Here is a 21794-nt window from a genome sequence, read left to right on the forward strand (position 1 = left end):
ATGAAGCGGGCAACTCGGGTTCCCCGCTTCATCAACGGTTTCCGCTTACTTGAGTCTTAATTGCCGCAGCCGCAGGGAAAATGAACGAGCTTTCCCAACCGGCTATTTACTTTAGCTCTGGCGCTGGCCGATTTAGGAATAAAAACGACACGCCCCGTAACCGGTAACTGCGTTTCGGCAATAGGTTGCCCATAGCGGGCATAAAATGCGTTTACGCAGGATTCCGGCAGCAGATCGGTACACAGGTTTATGCCTGCGAAGTCATTCAGTGTATAAAAACGGTCGAAAAATTGCCACTGCGTTTTGGTGAAACAGGCCGTAAGGTGTTTCGCGTTTATGAAGTCAGGTAGCTCAGCATGGGCAAGTAATTGTGGCCAGCCAGCTTTCAGAAACGGTTGTATCTGTGCGTCATGAAGGCGACCAAAATACTGGCCGATCGTCTTTTTCCCATGAAACCGTTTGTATGTGTACAGCATACTGGTTGTACTGTATAGCGGACACAGACCGTTTACTCCGCCTACGCCATTACCGCCAACCACGCAAAAGGGCCAGTCCAGGATGGCCGCTCCTGGTTGCTGCTGAATTCGCTTCATGTAAGGCGCAAACGATGCCGGGAAATAGTAGGGTTGCCAGGTATACCGATAGTGAAACACCGTACTTACTTCGATCAGCCCAGTAAGCAGGAGTGCTATCCAGACGGAAGAGGGCAGTCTGGCTGGCAGGTATAGCGCGAAGATAGCCGCTATGACTGGGTAGAGAAGGGTAACGCGTGATGGGTGCCGATTAAACCGGCACCAGGGAAAAATCTGTAACGAGGGTATATGGATTGGGTGATAAACGAAGTGCAGAATAAAGAAGACGGCTAGTGGCAGATAAGCCCACCGAACAGCTCGTGGTGTGTGCCAGAAGCCAAGGGCCGCCAGACCCAGTAACAACCAACCCGGACTCCCGGCCCCGTAACCTTCTGGCATGTCATGAAACGGATTGTTGATAGCGTAGTCTGCCAGATGGAAACCTGGAAAATAAGGCTGAACGAGTCGTAAAGGGTTCATCCATCCATGTCCGCCACTAAACGGGTCGGCAAAGGTGAAGACGGACGTCTGCCGTAGTATATCCAGTAACAGAGGAACGTAAAAAAGAACCAGGCAACAGAACAATAGCAGCAGGGCCGTTGAGTAGACAGGATGCCAGCTAGTCCGCCAAACTGTTATCGTCTGATACATTGCGGCTGTTGCCCTGTCCGGTTGCTGGTAAGCTCTATAGATCGTCAGGCCAGCTATGAACAGGCTACTGATGGTGAACGAACTTAGCGCATACCCCAGCACATAACCCAGGTCAAGACCAAGGCATAAAGCGAGCAGGAGCAACTTTAACAAAATCATCGTCAACGGGATACGCTCATACAGAACGACCCGCCTGACCAGTAAAAAATCCGTAATAAAGCTTAAGACCGTCCAATGAATGACGCTATAGGCAAAGTGACCAGGGTACTTGTTGAGTGCATAAAAGTTGAGGAACGTAACCATGAAGCCAGCCAGCCAGGCACGCTTGTCACTATAATCCGTTCGTAGCAAAAGGTACGTACCCCCGCTGGTTATCAATAAACTCAGCAGATAATATATATTGAGCCAGGGACCCATACCGAAAAGAAAGTAGCACACGGCATACCAACTGTTCGACTCAAGTGCCCAGCCCTGAAAGGCATGATTGGTTCCGTACGGGAAAAAGGTTTGATCACTGACTAACCTGAGGTGGGGCAGGGGCGTGAAGGAAAGGTTCTCAAGCAAATAATACCCCATGTATTCCCACTGATCTGTATCGCCAGGCAACGTCTCGGCCAGGGGCCCAGAAAAGTTACGGATGAAGAAAACGCCATACAATAGGGTAAGCGTCAGGAAAAGCCCGATACCAATTTTTTTGTTGGCCAGTAAAAGTGGAAACTGACTGAATACAGGGGAGGTAGCGTATAAACGGTGCATCAGGTAGGTGTGGAGATTGGCTCAACGAATATAACTCAATATCTTAATCAGGCCTCAGTTTGGCGGGTATCGTTCTACTAACAGTTAAAATAGTGCTGCTACCGAAGAATACAGTGTGTGAATTGACTTTACGACAGCCTTTTGGATTCACAAGTGATTGACAATAAGCGGACTATCTTTTGGTGAAAAACCGATACTCGGCTTTTGCGGTTATAATCATCAACCGCCATTTTTAACACCGTCATGCACACTGTTGAGTATGTCCTGCTTGTTTATGCCATTGTTGTAACCGTAGCTTCATTTCTTAATTTCATTCGTCTGGATTACTGGTGGATCCGGATGTGGGACTTTCCTCACCTGCAGCTTACCGTACTGGCGGCCATCGGGCTTGTCTGCTGGTTGGTATTCGATCATACACTCACAAATTATTATGGCCTGGTACCTATCAGCCTGTTGGCAACACTATGCTACCAGGGGTGGTTGATTTACCCGTTTACCCCTCTGCATAAGAAACAGGTTGTTCGGGTAGCGAGCCGAACCGGCAACGATGACCTTGAGACGAACACGATTCGATTGTTGGTAGCCAACGTATTGATGGACAACTCCCAAACAGATCATGTCCGGAATCTGGTGGATAAACACAAACCCGACGTGCTTCTGCTTCTGGAGACCAACCAGAAATGGCAGGATGCGTTGGCACCGATAGCGACCAATTATCCCCACCAGGTTTTGCATCCGCTGGAAAATACGTATGGCATGCTGCTGTATTCGCGCTTACCGATTCGTCACCACGAACTACGCTTTCTGATTCAGGACGATATTCCGTCCGTGTATGCTCAACTGGAATTACCCTCTGGGCAAATCATCAATTTTTATGGCGTGCATCCCATGCCACCCAGCCCCACGGAGCATTACCGATCGACGGAGCGGGATGCCGAATTGCTGCTGGTGGGCAAAGAAGCCCGAAAAAGGGGGGGCGCTACCATCGTTGCCGGTGATCTGAACGATGTAGCCTGGTCGCATACGACCCGTCTATTTCAACGCGTGAGTGGTTTGCTGGACCTACGCATTGGCCGTGGGTTGTACAATACGTTCCATGCCTGGTATTTCTTTCTGCGCTGGCCCCTGGACCATGTCTTTGTCTCGACACATTTTCAGTTGCAGAAAATCCTACGGCTGCCCAATGGCGGGTCTGACCATTTTCCAATGTTTATTTCCCTAACGTACGTATCCGAGCCGGAGCGCATTACCGAAGACGTACCCGAGCCTGAAAAAGATGATCTGGAAGAGGCACACGAAAAAATAATTGAAGCAAAAGAAAGTTAACTAGATTTGAACGCTAATCTATATACGTGTAGAAGTGTCTTGCAAAAAAAACGGGCAGCCCAGATAGGGGTTGCCCGTGTGCATTACAGGTTGACTAGGAGAATTCCAGAGGTTGCTCGCTGGAAACCGATAGTTGTGCCGCCAGATCCGTCAGTCGGTTCTGCATCATATTTTTTAAGGCCTGCCACCCCGTATTCCATCGCCGAATTACGTTAACTTCCCGTACTTCGGCAGGCTCTTTGGGTTGGTTTGGCTGTTCATAATACTCAGGCATCCGGGCTGTCATCTGGCTAACGACCGCTTCAATGGAGCCATTGAGGATCAACTCCGCATCGGCCTTAGCCAGTTGAATAAGCGCCCGGCACATAGATGCGGTATAAAAGGCGCAGTCAATATCCTGGTGACGCACCGGTACGCCATCGTGCAGACGCTGCAGTTTTACACCACCATCTTCAAGCCTGTCCGAAGCCAGTGCCTGATCGGTCGGCTGTGGAAAAACGGCATCTATTTTCTGTTTGAATTTATCCCACCAGGGTGGTCGCTGACCCGGATTGAGCGTATCGCAAAATATGATCCGCTGGGGCAACGAAGGCAACGCCGGGTTCATCACCAGCAGGGCGGCTCCCAAATGGCGATCGTCGGCTGCGTGGCGTCGCTGAATCACGAAGCAATGCGGCTGCGTAGCGCCTTCTTCGTTCAACTGTTCGGTCATGGCCTTAACCGACCGTAATGAATCGTCCATGTAGCCTTCCGTAATGACATGAACCGGAAGTTCATAGTCAGAGGGCACCATCGCTTCCCAGCGCAGCTGATGCGCCAGAATGGTCAATGCGGTGCTGTCGGTACGACGGGTACCAAAATAAACGCCGATATCTTCTCGGGGTGGCTCGCCGTTCGCGTCGGTTAGCTGAATGGTGTCGCCGTAAGTACCCTGCCGACTAAGCGGACTGTAGCGAAACGGAACCTCCAGGTGTTCGCGCTGGGCGGCAATGTTATAGATACGCTTCTCAAACTGAGCCAGTAGCGGCTCATAAGCATCATTCTGAAAGTAAACTTCGTCGATAGGTCGAAGCAAATGGCGGGCTATATGCTCTTGTTCGAGCAGTCGCTCGAAGGCATCTTCCCGGTGTTTAAAAAAGCTACGTAATGCACCCTGCTCCACAAACTCTTCTATATCGCCTTCGCCATCCAGGCTTTTGGTCGATACGGTACCCTGTTCAATCCAGTCGCGCAGAAACTGCTTAACGGCCAGATCGAAACCATGATTGGCCGCTTCGGCCTGATCGATGGTATAGTTGTTTTGATGAATTCTTACTTTGCTGATGGGATCAAAGAATGTCCCAGCGGTTTTGTTCATTGATTAATGTATGGGGTTAAAGAGTGGTAAGATGGCGCATCCGTTCTCCAGCCGCTAGATACGTTGGCTATCTACGGGCTAAATTAACGATTTTTAGGGAGGTTACCAAAGCGCTTCTGTGTAGATAAATAACATTGACGGCCAGATGAGAAGTTTCCACCGAAGAATCTATTTTCAATGTGTTTGATCGCTATACAAAGGGCCAGATTCGTTGCGCCAACAGCCGGGCTATTGGAACTACTAGGTTAGGTTACATCTTCGATGAACATTCTATGTCTTTGACCAGAAGAGCGCATCAAGTCATCCGGTATCTTAACCCATTTACTCAATGTAATGTATTGCCCTTTGAATTGGTACTATCGACTAAGTGCCCTGATTTGGGCGTCTAAATTGGCGGCCCTGGCTTTGGCTTCATTGAGCGGCAAGCCCGTTTTCATCCCCGGTCGGTCGTGCCCGGCGGTCGTTAGCCACGCATCTTTCAGGATGGTCTGACGTTCGGTCACCAGCGAAATAAGTTGTGCTGCGTTAGGTATCGGTCCTATCGCGACTGCCAGATTAGGAGCCTTGGCAACGGCTTTTTCGCCCAGGCCCAACAGGATGCTTCTGGCCATAATCCAATGCCCAACGGCACCCGGATGAACGCCGTCTTCAGCCAGGGCAAAGCCATCAATGGCCTGATCGGAATCGACCTTTCGATGCGCATCCAGGTATTGTTTCATCGGATAGTGAATATCGATTACGTCCCACGCCTGGGCTGTTTTTTGCGCCAATAACCAATCGGTATAACGATCCAACACAGCCGCGTAGCCCGGATGACCGCCCTTTAGTTCGTCAAATAGGGGTGGCGTCAGGTGAATGATGCTGGCTCCTGATTTGACCACTTCCTGATGGAGCCAGTTGATGCCCTCCTTGAACTTTTGAAACCGACTTTCGTCGAACGGCAGGTAGATACCATCATTCATGCCGTAACAAGCAAAAACCAGATCTGGCTTCGTGAGGGCCAGCACCCTGGCGAGCCGTGTGTGCAGGTCGGGTCGGGGAAATTGCCCGCCTGCATGGCCCTCTTCCGACAAACCGGAAACGGTTTCACTCGGCAGGCCAACGTTAATGAATTCAGGCGCTTGTTTCGGGTAATGTGTTGTGAAATAGGCATCGATATCGACCACGTAGGTGCCTGCGTATGTGATGCTGTTGCCGATGAAAACAACCCGGCGGACATTGGCCGGGAAAGGAGATTGGGCGTAACTCAACCCCCATAATTGACTAGCCAGAAGTAGAAAGTAGCTAAGCGTCGTCGTTGCGTGTCTGATGATCATTCGGGGTATGTATGCTGGGGTTGGCCAGTCCGTAATACAGGAAACTGATGAACTGGATGATGACAAGTCGACTCGTCCCGATTCAATTCCCGGGCATGGTGTGAAAAGTGGTTGAGCGTAAAGAATATACTGGCTTCGTTGTACCAAATAGCCACTGGCTGTTCGAGAATGGCTGAATAGGCCGTTGGCTGACAGCCATAACCCCTGGTCAATACGGCCGGTCAGGGCATTATTGGGAATTCATTCGTCAGGAATAAACCGATGTCTATCCGGTTTATTCTGCCCTTTGTCCACTTTTGATTTCGGGTTCGCGCTGCTGTCTACACCTTTGTTCTAGTTAAAGCAACGCCATGAAATCGAACGCTATACTTATTGCTACAACATTACTTGCTGCCAGTTTACTTACACCCGCCAGGGCCCAGTTTCCGGGCATGGGGGGCACCACGCAACCCAAAGCCTTGCCCGGAACGGCCGGAGATCAAAGTCCGAAAGGAAACGCCAAACTAACGGGCTCCGTCGTTGATTCGACGCAGGCTAAAGCGGTTGAATTTGCCAGTATCGCCCTCATCAATAAAGCCACCGGAAAAACAGTCGATGGTACAGTCGCCGACGAAAAAGGTAAGTTCGTTCTGTCGAAACTGGTTGCAGGTGAGTACCGAATGCTCATCTCATTCGTTGGTTTCCAGAATAAACTAATCGATCAGGTGGTGCTGGCCAATGGGCAAACACTGGATATGGGTGTCATTAAACTTAACTCAGGTGTCAAAACGCTTGAGGAAGTAACCGTAACCGGGCAGGCGGCCCTGATCGAAGAGAAAGTGGATCGCCTGGTTTATAATGCCGATAAAGACATTACGGCCAAGGGCGGAGACGCCACCGATATTCTGCGGAAAGTGCCGCTGCTAACGGTGGACCTGGATGGCAATGTTTCGCTGCGGGGGAGTTCCAATATTCGGGTGCTCATTAACAACAAGCCCAGTACCATTGTCGCCAGCAGCGTTGCCGATGCCCTGAAGCAAATTCCGGCCGACCAGATCAAAACGGTCGAGGTGATTACCAGCCCATCGGCCAAATATGATGCCGAAGGGTCGGGGGGGATTATCAACATCATCACCAAAAAGAACAGCTTGCAGGGACTGAACCTTAACATTGACTCTGGGGTAGGTAACCGGGGATCGATGCTATCGCTCAATGGTAGTTACCGGAAGGGTAAGGCTGGGTTTACACTCGGTGGTTTCGGCCGTGCGATGTACAACACCATCACAAAAACCAACCTCGATCAAACCAGTCAGGTAAACGGCGCGACTACCCTGACCCGCCAGTCGGGCGATGGGACCAGCAATGGCTTGTTTGGGCAGTATAACCTGGGTTTCGATTATGATCTGGCTAAAAATCAGAGCCTGACGGCCGGCGTTCGGTATGGCGTACGGAATATGCTCAGTCAGCAGGATCTGGTTACGCAATTGTTCACGAATGGCACGCCTGGGGCAAACTCAAACCGGGATGTAAGTACGAAAAACCTTTCCGGAACGGTCGATGTGAATGTCGATTACCTACACACGTTCAAACCTCAGCAGGAATGGAGCATTTCGACGCTCTACAGCCGTAACGATCTGACTAACAATTTCGATGCCAATCTGCTGAACGGGTCGGGTGCTCTGACCGGTCGTCAGCAGAACCTGAATAAGAACGTGAACCAAGAGTTTACGCTGCAGACTGATTACCAGACCCCTATCAAGAAAAACCAGTTGATCGAGTTCGGGGCGAAAGGCATTACCCGGCAGGTCAACAGTGACTATCGTTACTTACTGGCTGGCCCAACGGGTGAGTTTACAACCGAAAAAAATGGAACTCAGGGGGCGCTGCTCTATCATCAGAATATTGCCGCTGCCTATAGCTCGTATACCTATACGACCAAGAAGCGATACACCCTGAAAGGAGGGCTACGCTACGAGCATACCTTTATCGATGCCAGTACGGAACAGGATGGCACGCTTGGTATTGGCAATTATGGAGTGTTGGTTCCCAGTGTCAATGCGTCGAAAACGTTTAAAGGGACAACGCTGAAACTAGGCTACAACCGCCGGATTCAGCGGCCCGGCCTGCAACAGCTGAACCCAAACTTCAACACGGCCAACCCGCAGAACATCACGATTGGTAACCCATCGCTGCGCCCCGAATTAACCAATAATTTCGAACTGGGCGTGAGTAAAACGATCAAGAAGACGTTTATCAATGCAACCTTCTTTGGCCGCTCGACCAACAACGCCATCACCCAGGTTCGGCAGCCATCCGATACACTGGTGGGCGCTATCGTAACGACTTACCAGAACATTGGCCGTCAGTATACGTATGGCACCAACACATTTGCCAACGTGGCCGTGACCTCGAAAATCAATGTTGGCCTGTTCCTGAACGTGTTTTACACCAGCTTGACCGGCCAAGTGACCAACGCAGATGGCGTTTCGGAAAGTTTGACCAACACGGGGTTCAATCTGAGCGGAGGAACATTCGCTTCGGCCCAGTTTAGTAACGGATGGGGCGCTCAGGCCTTCGGCTTTCTGCAGGGTTCACAGGTGCAGCTACAGGGAACCCAGGGCGGTTTTGGGTTCTACACGCTCGGTGTCAAGAAGGATTTCAAGAGTAAAAAAGGAAGCGTAGGGATCGCAGCCGAAAACTTTCTCTCCAACCGGTTCAATATCCACACGGTCCTGAATTCAGCGCAGTTCAGTCAGGTAAACGATGTGTATCTATACAACCGCGGTATTCGCCTGACGTTTACGTATAAAATCGGGAAGATGACGATGGATGCGCCCCGTAAAAAGGCAAAATCGGTCAACAACGATGACGTGAAGAGCGACGGCGGTGGCCAGGCTCCAGCCGGTGGCACGTCTTCCGGTGGCGGTACACCCCGCTAGTAAAGGCTGAACCGGTACGCCTACTTTATGCTGATTAAAACACTGAGTTGTTGTTTAAGTGATTACTTTTCTGAAAAATTACACGAACTAACTGGTCCAATTACCGAATGAAAACTAACCGACTCCTGGCCGTTACCCTGGCTGCTCTCGTTTCCGCAGGCGCTTACGCCCAAACGGCTGACGAAATTATTGACAAACACATTGCCGCTCTGGGTGGCATGGACAAACTGAAAGGCGTATCTACGCTGGTTACTGAGCGGTCGCTTTCGGTGCAGGGCATGGAGATACCCAGCAAAACAACGATTGTTGTCGGTAAAGCAATGCGTTCCGAATCGTCGGTAATGGGCAATTCCATGATTCAGGTCGTCAATGGGACAACCGGCTGGATGCTGCGCCCGACAATGATGCAGGGAACGGGTGAGCCCGAAGATATGCCCGCCGATCAGATTAAGCAGCAGATGGGGCAGCTTGATCCGTTTGGTCCGCTGGTCAACTATAAAGAAAAAGGAAACAAAGTTGATCTGGTGGGTAAAGAAAAGGTAGACGGTAAAGACGCTTACCACCTGAAAGTAACGACAAAAGAGGGGCAAACGGTGGATGAGTACGTTGATGCCAGCACGTATCTGGTCAGCAAAGTTAAAATGGTTATGAACGGGCAGGAGGGCGAAATGGGCTTTTCGGACTATAAAGATGTAGAAGGCATTAAATTCCCCAACACCATGGAAATTGCCAATCCACAAATGGGCCCCCTGACAATGGTGACAACCAAGCTTACGATCAATCCTAAAGTAGATGAGGCTATTTTCAAAAAGCCAGCCAAGTAAGGGATTTTTTAGCTTTTCATCTCATAGCCGAAAGCCACTCTATTCAGAGTGGCTTTCGGCATTTTTAACTAGAATCAATGTAGCGAAGCGCACTTACAGCCCACCCATTTTCAGTAGCTTCACCGTTCGCTGTTCGCCCGTTTTATACTGGATAGACAGCAAATAATAGCCAGTGGATAGCTGTTGGCCAAATTGAATCAGCTGGTCCCGACGAATTCGTTCCTGAAGAAAACATTCGCGGCCCAGCATGTCTGTAAGCCGAATGGACATTATGTCTGCTTCGGCAATAAACGAAAACTCATGGCCGGTGGGGTTCGGATAAACCGCATGATTTGTGCTGCCTGCCAGAGGCTCTGTTGCCGTAACGATAGCTGTAGCCGTAGTGTCGGCCGCGGTCAAGTGCCGAACCAGCAGCCCGACAACGGCTCGATCATCTTCGCCATCGTCGGTACCCGAGTCGGGCGTACTATCGGGATCGGCATATGTTGAGGCCGTTACCTGAGCCGCTACACGGTAATCCCCTGCGGCTGTTGCCCTCATGCGAAACACGATGGTAGTATCGGTGAGTAGCTTCTGAACGGTTCCCCGCAACAGACTGTCTTCGGGCGATACATTTGGCTGGTTTACCATCGTTAAAGAAGCTGGTATCCGGCAGGCCCACTGCACCTGGCTGGGTGTTTTGCCATGAGCGGTGGATTCATTATGCAGGGAAAGCGAGAAGGATACCACATCACCTATTTTAACCGATGTGCGGTCCGTTTTCAGCGTCAGACTAACATCGACCGGTGGAAGGGAGTCCCGTAACAGAACAGCCGATGAAAAAGGCTTCAGTAGAATCTGGCGGGCATAGTACCGATTTTTGACATCCCGGTAGGGGCTGCTCAGCACGATCAGACTATCGTTTAAGGTCGGGTTATAAACAAGTTTGATCCACTCACTGGGGTTCACTGACTCAATGGTCGTTTCCTGCAGCGAAACATTATCCAGCCAAACAGACTGATTGTCTTCCTGTAATTGAACGGTTAGCAACGCATTTGTTTCGTTGGCAAGCGCGGTTAGCGCCAGCTCGTAGCTTTTCTTGGTTGGTTCAACCAGCAACTCATACCGGCGGCTCAGGTCCTGATAAGGGCTGTTCTGCTGGCGAATAAAAACAACGATTTTTTTCAGGGCCAATGCACGGGCCTCGAACCGAAGCAGATACGTTTTCGACTTGGCAATGGTCTGAATATTCTTGTAGGCCAGGACATACGAGTCCGCATGACCGGAGGCCGTCGAAAAACCCAGTTGCAGGCTGCCCCCATCGAGAAGTCCGGCATTAGTCCAGCTAGCCTGTCCGTTGTTGTAAGGGCTCCATGTTGTCCAGCCTTCATTCGTTGACGCAAACGAATTGGCCAGTAAGTTGGCGCTTTTCAAACTCTTAATGCGGTAATCCTTATAGGTTATGGGACTACTTTTAGACATCCCGTCCTGACCAAATTGAGCCTGCCATTGCGCCAGACTTAAATCGTTGACAACCGTCCGATTGTAAACCGATCGTATGGTGAAGACGTCATTGAACGGCCGGGCATAATAGTTTTGCGTCATCTGGCCAAAACGGCTCAAATCGTTTGCACCCGATATGTAGCCTACGACCGACTGAGTAGCGGTTTTGGCAACCAGTATATTTTGGTTCAGGACGTTATCACGAGGCAGGCAGGGCGCGTCGTAATTGTACAGGATAAGCTGGCCGACCGTATTGTTAAAGGAGGTATTCCGAATCAGCTTTACATGATTGACCGCGTGCAGGTAAATGCCCAGACCATGACAATCAGTGATGGTATTGTCGGTCATGGTAACGGATTTAACACAGTCGTCCAGAAATACCCCGTGTGCCCCCGTGTATTCTGTGGCGGATAGAGGGCCAAAGGTACCGACCCCTTTCTGGATAATATTCGACTGAATCTGAATGTTCTGCAGCGGTAACTGGGCGCCATTCCAGAGATAAATGCCTCCACCATCGCTCTTCGCCATGCAGAAATTACTAATCAGATTTTGCCGGATTATGCTGTTGCTGGAGACCGACAGACCGATATAGCCAACGCTATCGATTACATTATTTTCGATAAGTGTATTTTGAGTGGCAAAGGACTGAAAACCAGTAAACTGGCCATCGCCACTTTTGCCGCGATTGGGCAGAACACCAACGTCCCGAATAGTATTATTTCGAAAGGTAAACTTCTGGTAATCAGCTATATAAACGCCATTGTTGTTGATGTGAGAAATCGAGTTTTTCTCAACAAGAATATTCGTGCCGGATCCGCTGAAAACCAGTCCATTTTCGCCCGCTCTACTAAAATCATTGTCTATCAGAACTAGGTTTGATACCGTGTTAGCGTATAAGTTTTCATGTTTTGCTTCCGAAATGTTCAGGCCTTTAATGGTTATAAAAACCGAGTTGCTGATATCGATAGCCCGGTCAAAGGCGGTTGCCGTAATTGTCTCCGTATTGGGGTTACCGCTGTTTGCGTAGAGCAGTACCGTCTGATTAGCAGGGTTATAGTACCACTCGCCGGGTTGATCGAGCGTGGCCGGGTGGTTCTGAATCAGAAAGCCCCAGTTGTCGGTAAGGCCATACGTCGACGAGTTATTTAAGGTAAGCGTGTTGTTCGTTTGCTTCGTTATGGTGGCCCGGTCGATAATCCAGTAAGTTGGGAAAAGCACGACTTCTGCCCCGGTCCAGTTCGTTGTCAGGGCTTGCTGACTAGTCAATTGAGTGGCTCCTGTATGGCTCTGTACCGTGAGGTAACCGCGATTTGGCGCGTCCGGATTAGGATAGCGGCCTAACGGGAGCGGTAGTCCGTTTCGGTATACGCCCGTTACCCCATCTCCGCAAGTGGAGCAGGCTGCCTGCCACCGGTTGTTGCCCACATTGACCCAGTTTTTTACTGGAACGGCTCCTGTGAGCCTCGGCTTGGCTCCCTGCCCATAGGCGCCAACAAAGAGTGGTTTTTCGGATGTCCCTGACTTTCTGATCACTAACGTTCCACTGAACGTATCGCCCCGGCGGAACAGGAGCGAGTCCCCCGCTTGTAAACTTAATTGATTAACGCGGCTCAAGCTTTTAAGAGGAGACGTAACAGAACGACCATCGTTAGCATCGTTGCCTGTGTTGGCTACATAGTAAGTCGATTGAGCTAAACTACCGGAGAAGGGAATAGCAATTACGAGTATACTTAAACAGTGAGTTAGCTTTTTGTATAACCTTGAATACATATTATTAGCTGTCTGAATAAGATAGATAAGTGTATCCTATTCAGTTGATATGGTGCGAATCCATAATTTTTAAATTAATAATAAGCGATATGGACTATCCATATGGTCCTTTTTATTTTACGATTCTATCCAATAAATAAACTTGATGAACCTGTTTGTTTAATTTTGGACTGATGAATAAATGTAAGAAGATATTCTATTTATTATTCATATATTAATAAATTGTCAACCGCTTAATAAATTAAAATTTAATTGGTTAAACTTTAGATATACCTCTAAATAAAGAATCAGGCACTACGAACCAGTTTAGCTCATCTGGTTCGTAGTGCCTGATTCTTTATTTACAACTGATGGAAGCTTTACGTTACAACGTAAAACGATGAATTAGGGCCATAGTAAGAGAAACAGTAGCTAAGAAAGTGCCTCAATTTGAGTGGGAAGGAAGCCTGACGGCTTCTAACCAATAACGTCTGAATGTATAAAAACAGTTGAGCCACTGGTGATAAGTAACAGGCTTGACAATATAGGAAGCGATGCTGAGTGCGTATGACTTTTCAATATCAGTGCTGTCTTCAGAATTACTCAGAATAACGATTGGCAATTGTCGGAAAACAGAATGGCCTTTTATTGCTTCCAATAGCGAAAAACCATCCTCTCTACGGGGTAAATATAAATCACTCAACACCAAATGGGGTAACTGCTTTTCCGTCAATAAGCAGTTTTCTAAATGATGGATTACTTGTACTTTGTTATTCATCCACAAGGGCTCTACTTCTGGAAAGCACTGAGCCAGAGCAGAGCGGATAATCAGCCATTGATCGGCGTTATCCTCAACGACTAGAATCGGAATCCTGGGTAATTTTCGACGTTTCGTAGTAGGTAACTTTGTCATATAGGCTGAAATAATTGCTTAAAAACTTACTTATACCAAATATACTGACAAACTAAGCAGCCACCCACGTCATTTGACTGATTTTCTATCCTATCTGTCATATACTTATCGTACGTATTTATTTTCACACGTGACATTCTTTTAGTATACTCATCAATTCATTGTATACATTACAAGCGCTGCAAAATGCATAAGCCGTCAGTAGTAGATGTGGTAGTAAATTCAATCGGATAATGTATCAGATAATGAGTATTTAGAAGCATAAATTATTGAAAATCAATACTATATGGAAGTGATTTGTTGTGTGTAATCGGCTGGAAATGTCTTTACAGCACGACGAAAACTTATTTTAGTAAATCAGATTATTAGTCCGATTTTACGCATGGCCATGTATTAAAAAATCACTTCTCTTCAATTAATTAGATATACGGGAAAAGCCTTAGTACCGATTTATACTTGTCAATAATTGATTGCAGCTATGTACAATTCGAGCTACCCGGTGATAGGCTCGTAGCAATCACGTTATCCTACTCAGTAAGCGATTACCTACTTGTCGCTGACATTTTCATCGTTTGGAGGAAGCTTGGCCAATAGCTGAATACCGGTAGGCTTAGCAAAACAGTAGTCTAATCGAACAAATGTTACCTTTGGAAAATAGTCAAATTTATATTTTAATCTGCCAATATAGTGTACTTAGTGGGAAGCCCGTTCTGAACGCGAATTAGAAGCACATCTTTTTAATGGAGTAGAGTCAATATGACGATAATTAACAATATACGATTCTTGTGAAAAGCGCAAAACAATAGTTTACTTTACCCCGATTAGTAAATTATTGTGTGTTATTGAGAAGGACATTATGCGAACCTTGATTGACGCTATCGAACATGAACAATGGATTGTTAACGATTGGCGAGTACAATTCACATTATCAGAAAAGCAGCTTCATTTAATAAAAAAACTGTCACATGTGGACGACTGGTATGAAAATCAGTCGGTTATAGATGATTGGATACTCAAGCTGACCGTATGTTTTTACAACGTCGAAAAATTTTATGAAGCCTTTGGTTACCTACCCCAATATGGTGACCGACTCTCTGACGAGGATCTGGGCTTGATAATTCAGGAAAGAGCTATTGATGCATCCTCAAAAACGATCACGTTTGTTTTATCAAGTTGATTGATACATTAATCAAAATTTAATCCCCTTTTTAATAGGTTCGAACTCCTTAGATAATGAGGAAACGGCCCTGCTAGTACATGTAAACGTTAAGCTTTTTAATGAACGATGAATTGACTGCCTGGGAAGGGCACAAGTTTTAAGAAATAAGTAACGTACTTATTTTGCTTTCTGCAAAAAAATAGACGACCGATAACCTGGCAAAGCGCATTTAGAAAACCTCCGATGCGTGACCTTTTCATGAAAAACTGAGTTGTCGATAACCAGATCAGTCAATGTGGTCTTGGTAACCGAATAACCGACTTCGAATGATGCTTTTGTGAGAAGCACGTGCAGGCGCTCTCTACATACGTGTGGTTAAATATGTTAGCCCCGAAATATCCATTTTATTTTTTGATTGCCGCTAAGTGTTAAATGAAGGGTATTGAGTAACTTGTGACCAAGCTATTTAATACCCTTCTCATGCCCGTTTCACAATCGCTGGATACAATCAAAACTAATTTTAACCAAGCTAAACTACTCATTGTAGAAGACAACCTGGATCACTGGCTGATTATGAAAAAGGCTATGGAGCAATGTCTTGCCGAAGTCACGCCGGTATTGGCAACCACTACGCAACAAGCGTTGGCAATGTTCGATGAGTGGCATTGGCAGGAGTGGGAAGCTCCCAAATTGATCCTGCTGGATTTATACTTACCTGATCGGGCCGATGGCTGGGCGCTGCTTCGACAGATCAAAAGCATGCCCTCTCGTTGTAATCAAATCCCTATCATTATCCTGAGCGCATCGAACGATTCTACGGATATTGCCGATTCTTACCAGTTCGGTAGTTCCTCCTACATCGTGAAGCCGAAAGATTTCTCGGGCTGGCTGGCTTATTTCAAAGAGCTTCGTACGTACTGGTGGGAAACCGTTACGCTTCCGCCCTTGCTGTTTTCGATTTAAGGTGGGCTTTGCCAGGGGTGGTCTTTTAACGCAGTTGGCTAGTACGCTTTTACAGGTTAGCGCTTCTGCAAACCCTGAAGGGGTAAGCCACCCTCTGGCAAAGACAAACTTATTTTACTTCGCTGACGGCCGCCATTTTCGTTGCACCTGGCAAAGCCGCCGTTAATAGCCAGAATTGGCAAACTCGCTCGATGGTTTGGGCGAAGCTAATGTACCCATCCTGTAGCGAAATAACTGAATTGGCCTGCCGTCGATACCCGTCCGTTACTAAGCTGTCGGTGGGAGAAACCAGCAGGATAATGGGTAACCGGCATAGTTGAGGATGCTGTTTGAGCTTTTGCAGGGTATGCAACCGTTCCAACGTTGTGGTGCGAGCGTCCAGGATCAACAGGGCCGGGTATTCCTCTTCGGTAACCCCCGATAATAAATCGGGTAAATGGTTGGCCTGATTGGTACTATGAAACCGGTAGCTGAGCCACTTCTTCTCGATCATCTGCCCCACCAGCAATGCACTGGCTTCGTCATCGGTAACAAGCAAAATAGATTTTTCCGGTATTGCCACGTCCGGACTCGAGACTTTGGTCGGAACATCGATGCCTGGCTGTTCTACAGCGCCTTTGCTGGAAATGGGTGCGATTCGATACGCCAGCGCATCGACTACCTGATTCCAGCGTCGGCGACTGACCGGAAAGGAAAGTCCATTATTTAACTGAATTTCACCGGCCATTTTCTGGCGGGGTGGTTGATGTAAACTTTTTACATACTCCGGGTTAATAAGGACCGTTTTATGAGCCCGAATAAATCCGGGTAATTCACACTCCAGGTAACTGATTGGTTTCGCCAGTAATTTTTTTTCACCATTCCGAAAATGGAGCCAGCAGTAATTGTTGGCCCCCGATAAATGGGTTATAAGTTCCGGATATTGTAAGGCAGGTTTAATAACGCTCATAATAACAATACGTTGAGATACGCACTCGCTTTTATTTAGGTGTCTTTAGTATAAATATCTATTCTATAGCTCTTGTCGATCATGAAGTCGTGTTGTCTATGAGCCATTCGTAACAATCACTTTATGCAGAGCCCTGGGTGCGGAATGAACACAAGGTACCAACTAACTGTGTGTTCATTCCGCCTGTCACATCAAGAGACAACAACCCTGGGTTTATAACGTATTATTTAGTGAGCTAGCGGTCATAATCCTTGGCCTGAGGGTTGAAACTTGTCCATCCAGTAGTCCAGTTATCCGTACCAAAAGCTCCTCGGTATGTTACTTGCGTAAAGAACGTATCCGCTAACTTACCACCCGTCACTGCGCCCATTAGCAGGGGAGAGCCCGTTTGTGGTAAGAAATTGGGGGCGCTCAAACTGAAGTTTTCACCCGGCAGCAACAGCGATGCCAAATCCGATGTTTGGATAATCTGATTGGATCGCCCACTGGCGGTAAAGTAGGCTGTGGCCTGATCGGTCGTGACCGCTCCCGCACCAACTACGGGTGTCAGCACGTTGGCCAGGACAATACCTTTCAGGTCCAGCGTACCGCTGGTCAGGTTTGCCGTTGCGCCCACTGTCGACCCGGCAAGGTGCAACCCTTCCGGATAACCGTAAAATAAGGAGTTGTAAATCGTGATCGCTGTATTGCGCTGCAGATACATGCCAGCCTGGTAGAACCCTGTCGTTGGTGTCGTGTTAAACGCAAAGTTGCTGATGTTGGCAAATGTTGGCGCCGTTTGCGTATAGCCGTTGATGGCAACGACCGGCGTAACATCACCGGCCTCCGTAGCCTGGTAGCTTTCGGCTTCAAATCCGTTGGAACCCGCCGAGGTGCCTACGGCCGGATCGCGCAGCGATACACCGAATTGGACGTTACCGACAAAACCCCAGTCAATACTCCAGTCGTCGTCGGTATTGCGATAGGCGAACAGGTTTTTAGCTCTGGCTGTGCCGCCAAACCACGAGAACGCATCGCTGCCACTATACGAAACCTGAACGTGGTCGATAACCGTACCCGTGCCAACGCCAATAAGTGTTAGGCCAGCCAGCCGGGTTGCCGGGGTAGTCGGTTGAACCGCTCCCGCGTACTCGATGCGAACGTATTGCAGAGTGCCGGAGTTGTCGAAGGGTTCACCGTACGCGTCCACCGTATTCCGGATACCGTTGGGATAGGGAGCCGTTCTCGACTGATTTACTGGCGATTTACCGATCAGCACCAAGCCGCCCCAGTCGCCCGGTGCACGTTGGCCAGCCGCTTTTGCCGACGTAAATACAATGGGGGCAGTAGCCGTACCCAGTGCTCTGATGGCCCCGCGACGCTCAACGACAAGAGCACCCGCATAATTGGTACCTTTGGGGTCCAGCTCGGGGCCTGAACCCTTGATAACCGTTCCCGGCCCAATGGTCAGCGTAAAATTTTCCGGAATATAGACCGTTCCCCGAAGCTGGTAGACCGTGTCTTTAGTCCAGGTTAGGTTGGCAAAAAGCGTTCCCTGCACTTCTTTCACGGGTTTAGCGGCCGGAATGGCAACCGTGAACGTCGCCTGGCTCTGGGCCGTCTGCCCGCTGGCCGTTACGGAGACCGGACCGCTCGCTGCGCCCGCTGGTACAACGACAACCAACTGTGTCGATGAGGCCGATACGACGGTAGCCGTTACACCCCCGATGGAAACCGTGTTGCTGGTTGGATCTGTACTGAAATTCGTACCCGTAATGACAACTGTGCTGCCCACCGGCGCCGTAGCCGGACTGATGGCAGTTATGGTCGTTGTGGCGGGCTGGGGTAGCGGATCGTCGGTCGTTGCCTTCTTACAGGAAATAATAATTCCCATCAGGGCAACCAGGAGAAGCAGGCTGGTTGAGACTCGTTTTACTTGTTTCATAGTACGTTGTTATTTAGTTAAAAACACTTACTGAAAAGTGAGCACCGGTCAGGAACGGAACTTACATTCTAAAAGACGGTGCCCTGCAATGTCAATTGGTAACTCGCGGATGATCTGCACTTTACCGGTCTTGATAAACTCTTCGATCTGATAATTGCTGCTTTCATCGACAACATAGAAGTGAGGGACGTTGGTCGGGTTGAACTCCTGCTTCGTCATGATGTCGTTCACGTGGTATTTTTCCCGTACTGATTTCAACACCTTGTGCGCTACTGTTGCCTGCAATATGTTGTTCTCGTTCAGTGCGGTTTCCCAATCCAGCAGGTACCGTACTGGGGTCGTTTTGTTGTGGAACCAGATGGGCAGAAAGTAATCGGCGGTTTCGACAAAGACGGGGTATCGTTTATCCAGTTGAGGCAAATAAGACAGCACGCCACTGGGGAAAGCCGTCACTTTGCGGTTCTGATAAAAGATAAAACCAGCCAGCAGCAGCATGTACAAGGGTACTAATTTGGTGACCAGCGCCAGCCTGCCCGGAAGGACGTTCCAGCGGCTGCGAAAAAAATAGAAGGCATACACCAATTGGTAAATGACCAGCAAATGACCCGGCCACAAATACCGACTGATAAATACAGACCTGAAGCTGAGCGAAACGACGAGCGAAATTGCAATAGGAATCAGGTACATGAAACCCGAAAGCAGGTAAAATGTAAAGGCTTTATCGCGGAGAAGGTCCCTGAATTTAGTGCTCCTCAGACGCGGGAGGGCAATGTATGTCCACAACCCAACCAGTAGTAAAAACCGGAGAATCGGTAAAAACTGGAAGACCGGCTTGCGTTCCAGCGTCGATGACAGGCTTGGTGCCAGTTCGCCAACAATCGTGAAAAAAGACCAAAACGTTGGCAGGGGAATCCACGAATGCGGTTTGCCTGCCTGGGTCTGTATAACGAAATTCGGGTACCATACCAAAAGCCAGATGACCAGAACCAGCGCGTGAACGGCCAGAACCAGTAAATAACGCCGGTCGCTGGACAGCAGAAACAGTCCCGCAAAAAACGCCCCCGAAGCAGCCGCGTAAAACAAGCCAAAGCTGTGGCTGAAAACCAGAAGCAAAGCCAGCAAGCCGAAAGCCACCAGCAAACTAGTCCGGCTAGGCGATGCCATAAGCCGGTGCATGATGACAAAATAGCCCAGACTGACGAGCAGAAAGAGCGCATAGCCGCGTATCTGCGTCGACAGGCTCAGGTTCAGGTACGTGAAGGCGATAATCGCCGTGATCAGGACAACGTTCAGAACGGGGTTGCCAATCAGCTTTGTCGTGTACCGGTAGAGCAACACCACCGTAACGGCGAACGTAACAACGGTTACTGCTCTGAGAAACTGGGGGTGATCGTTTACCAGATGGCCGATAAGCCAGTAGACGTTCGGAAAAATGGGCGGGTTCTGATCCATGCTGCTGACCAGCGCATCATTCATGTGAACAATCGATGGGTCAGAAATCAATAAATAACTCAACACTTCATCCATCCACAGCCATTTTTCTTTGAAAAATAACGAGGTAATCAGGCTGACGGAGACGACCAGTAGCAAGGCGACACCTAGTATTCGAGTTTCTTTCTTTTGCTGGTTCATACGCGTCGCGGAGAATTTATACCCAAAACCCTAGCTTTTGTAGGCAGAATCGAGACTTAACTGGCTATGGACTGGCTGGGCACGTTCGGCTGTTTCCGGGCTGGTTTGAGAAGCCGGATAAAGGGCGATAAACTGATCGGCGATACGCTCGACGGGAAATCGTGTTTTTACGACCTGAATGGCATTGGCTGCACATTGTTCGTACAGTGCCCTGTCCGACAGGAGGGTATCGACGGCACCGACCATCTCCTCCACTTTTGTCACGTCGACCAGTAAGCCACCATCTTCCACAACCCAGGCAACGGCCCCACTATCGTTTCCGGCCACCACCGGCACGCCATAACTCATGGCTTCGGCGAGTACCATGCCGAATGATTCTTCGAGGGATGCATGCAGCAGCAGCGAGCTTTGAGATACTTTTTCCAGTACCTCGACATAAGGAGTCAGGCCATGAAGGATTACGTTAGGAATCTGATGTTCCCGGCAAAAGGCGTCGGCTTCAGCGCCGGGCTCGAAGGCCGTTCCAAACGCCCAGAGCACGGCATTTCGATGCACCTGCTGAATTCCTTTGAACGCCAGCAGGGCATTTTTGCTGTTCTTCCGGTCGTCCCATCCGTTTACCACCATACTGATAATCGGTGTTTCAGGGATAGATCGCGTGCTTGGCCTGGCAGGCATCGGCACAGGATTGGGAACTACCGTAACCGGGTTCGCCGTCCACTTTTGTACCGTTGCTGCCATGTAGGGTGACACCGCCGTAAACCGCTGACCCTTCCGGAAAACATAACGGGCCAGCAGCAGGTGGAAAAAGCGGTTGAGGGTACGGACGTAATTAAAGATGATGCGGGCATTGTCATGAACCGTAATGACCGCGTCGGGGGTGTACGACAGGGCCGCCAGCGCATACTCGTACGTCCAGTGGGCATGCACAACCTCCGGTTTGTAGTGCCGCAGAACGGCCAGCAACTGAGCCCGTTCGAAACTGAAAAAATCGGCCGTCCGACCGGGGCGCTTGCCGTTGGGCCGAAAGGTATGTTTTCGTCTGGGCACAATGACGTACGTCAGTTGCTGATCTTCATACACGAAGGGGGGCTCGTCGTCGGGCAGTCTATCATCCTGAGTGACGGCCAGTACCTTGTGCCCGCGCACGAGATACTCCTTGATGAGATTGCTGATCAGTGGCGCGCCAGCCTGCCCTTTAGGGTAAGTGCCCAGTTGCTGCCGGGCGCTTTCGGTCAACAGATCGTCGGTTGCAATGGAGCCTAAAATGCTGATATACATTGGGCGATTTCGTTTAGTTGGG

At 49.0% G+C, this 21794-nt stretch carries 14 protein-coding genes; 5 read left to right on the forward strand and 9 right to left on the reverse strand.

Features of this window, described 5'->3' with window-relative positions; genetic code table 11:
• Nucleotides 1-56 precede the first annotated feature (56 nt).
• Nucleotides 57-1979 (reverse strand): hypothetical protein, encoded by a 1923-nt coding sequence (locus ACYU8Y_RS14890; RefSeq protein ID WP_460938533.1) that lies wholly within the window; start codon nt 1977-1979, stop codon nt 57-59.
• A 243-nt stretch (nt 1980-2222) separates the two neighbouring features.
• Between ACYU8Y_RS14890 and ACYU8Y_RS14895 the strand changes: the two genes are divergently transcribed.
• The gene (locus tag ACYU8Y_RS14895; protein WP_460938535.1) at nt 2223-3305 is read left to right on the forward strand and encodes an endonuclease/exonuclease/phosphatase family protein; all 1083 of its coding nucleotides are present in this window, start codon (nt 2223-2225) and stop codon (nt 3303-3305) included.
• A gap of 94 nt (nt 3306-3399) precedes the next feature.
• Here ACYU8Y_RS14895 and ACYU8Y_RS14900 read toward each other — a convergent pair whose 3' ends face one another.
• Together ACYU8Y_RS14900 and ACYU8Y_RS14905 are read right to left on the reverse strand one after the other, a co-directional pair.
• A complete protein-coding gene (locus tag ACYU8Y_RS14900) occupies nt 3400-4662 on the reverse strand; it encodes a hypothetical protein (RefSeq protein ID WP_460938537.1) in 1263 nt (420 codons plus the stop codon).
• A 356-nt stretch (nt 4663-5018) separates the two neighbouring features.
• Complete coding sequence (locus ACYU8Y_RS14905) at nt 5019-5978, reverse strand: SGNH/GDSL hydrolase family protein (protein WP_460938539.1); 960 nt, start codon at nt 5976-5978, stop codon at nt 5019-5021.
• A gap of 350 nt (nt 5979-6328) precedes the next feature.
• Here ACYU8Y_RS14905 and ACYU8Y_RS14910 point away from each other — a divergent pair, with 350 nt between their 5' ends.
• Together ACYU8Y_RS14910 and ACYU8Y_RS14915 are read left to right on the forward strand one after the other, a co-directional pair.
• A complete protein-coding gene (locus ACYU8Y_RS14910; protein WP_460938541.1) occupies nt 6329-8896 on the forward strand; it encodes a TonB-dependent receptor in 2568 nt (855 codons plus the stop codon).
• Nucleotides 8897-9003: 107 nt separating this feature from the next.
• The gene (locus ACYU8Y_RS14915; protein ID WP_460938543.1) at nt 9004-9720 is read left to right on the forward strand and encodes an outer membrane lipoprotein-sorting protein; all 717 of its coding nucleotides are present in this window, start codon (nt 9004-9006) and stop codon (nt 9718-9720) included.
• Nucleotides 9721-9813: 93 nt separating this feature from the next.
• Here ACYU8Y_RS14915 and ACYU8Y_RS14920 read toward each other — a convergent pair whose 3' ends face one another.
• Nucleotides 9814-12816 (reverse strand): right-handed parallel beta-helix repeat-containing protein, encoded by a 3003-nt coding sequence (locus ACYU8Y_RS14920; protein ID WP_460938545.1) that lies wholly within the window; start codon nt 12814-12816, stop codon nt 9814-9816.
• Nucleotides 12817-13396: 580 nt separating this feature from the next.
• Complete coding sequence (locus ACYU8Y_RS14925) at nt 13397-13864, reverse strand: response regulator (RefSeq protein WP_460938547.1); 468 nt, start codon at nt 13862-13864, stop codon at nt 13397-13399.
• 856 nt (nt 13865-14720) lie between these two features.
• Here ACYU8Y_RS14925 and ACYU8Y_RS14930 point away from each other — a divergent pair.
• Nucleotides 14721-15041, forward strand: a complete 321-nt coding sequence (locus ACYU8Y_RS14930) for a hypothetical protein (protein ID WP_460938548.1) — start codon at nt 14721-14723, stop codon at nt 15039-15041.
• Between the two features lie 462 nt (nt 15042-15503).
• Nucleotides 15504-15986, forward strand: a complete 483-nt coding sequence (locus tag ACYU8Y_RS14935; RefSeq protein ID WP_460938550.1) for a response regulator — start codon at nt 15504-15506, stop codon at nt 15984-15986.
• Nucleotides 15987-16095: 109 nt separating this feature from the next.
• On the opposite strand, the gene ACYU8Y_RS14940 is transcribed toward ACYU8Y_RS14935, so the two are convergent.
• The 4 genes from ACYU8Y_RS14940 to ACYU8Y_RS14955 all read right to left on the reverse strand — a co-directional run bounded on the left by ACYU8Y_RS14940 (nt 16096) and on the right by ACYU8Y_RS14955 (nt 21772).
• A complete protein-coding gene (locus tag ACYU8Y_RS14940) occupies nt 16096-16935 on the reverse strand; it encodes a LytTR family transcriptional regulator DNA-binding domain-containing protein (protein WP_460938552.1) in 840 nt (279 codons plus the stop codon).
• Between the two features lie 235 nt (nt 16936-17170).
• Entirely contained in the window at nt 17171-18859 is a 1689-nt protein-coding gene (locus ACYU8Y_RS14945; protein ID WP_460938554.1) for an IPT/TIG domain-containing protein, read from the reverse strand.
• A gap of 48 nt (nt 18860-18907) precedes the next feature.
• Nucleotides 18908-20491 (reverse strand): hypothetical protein, encoded by a 1584-nt coding sequence (locus ACYU8Y_RS14950; protein ID WP_460938556.1) that lies wholly within the window; start codon nt 20489-20491, stop codon nt 18908-18910.
• Between the two features lie 30 nt (nt 20492-20521).
• Nucleotides 20522-21772 (reverse strand): glycosyltransferase family 4 protein, encoded by a 1251-nt coding sequence (locus tag ACYU8Y_RS14955; protein WP_460938558.1) that lies wholly within the window; start codon nt 21770-21772, stop codon nt 20522-20524.
• Nucleotides 21773-21794: the final 22 nt, after the last annotated feature.

The organism is Spirosoma humi (assembly GCF_054776575.1).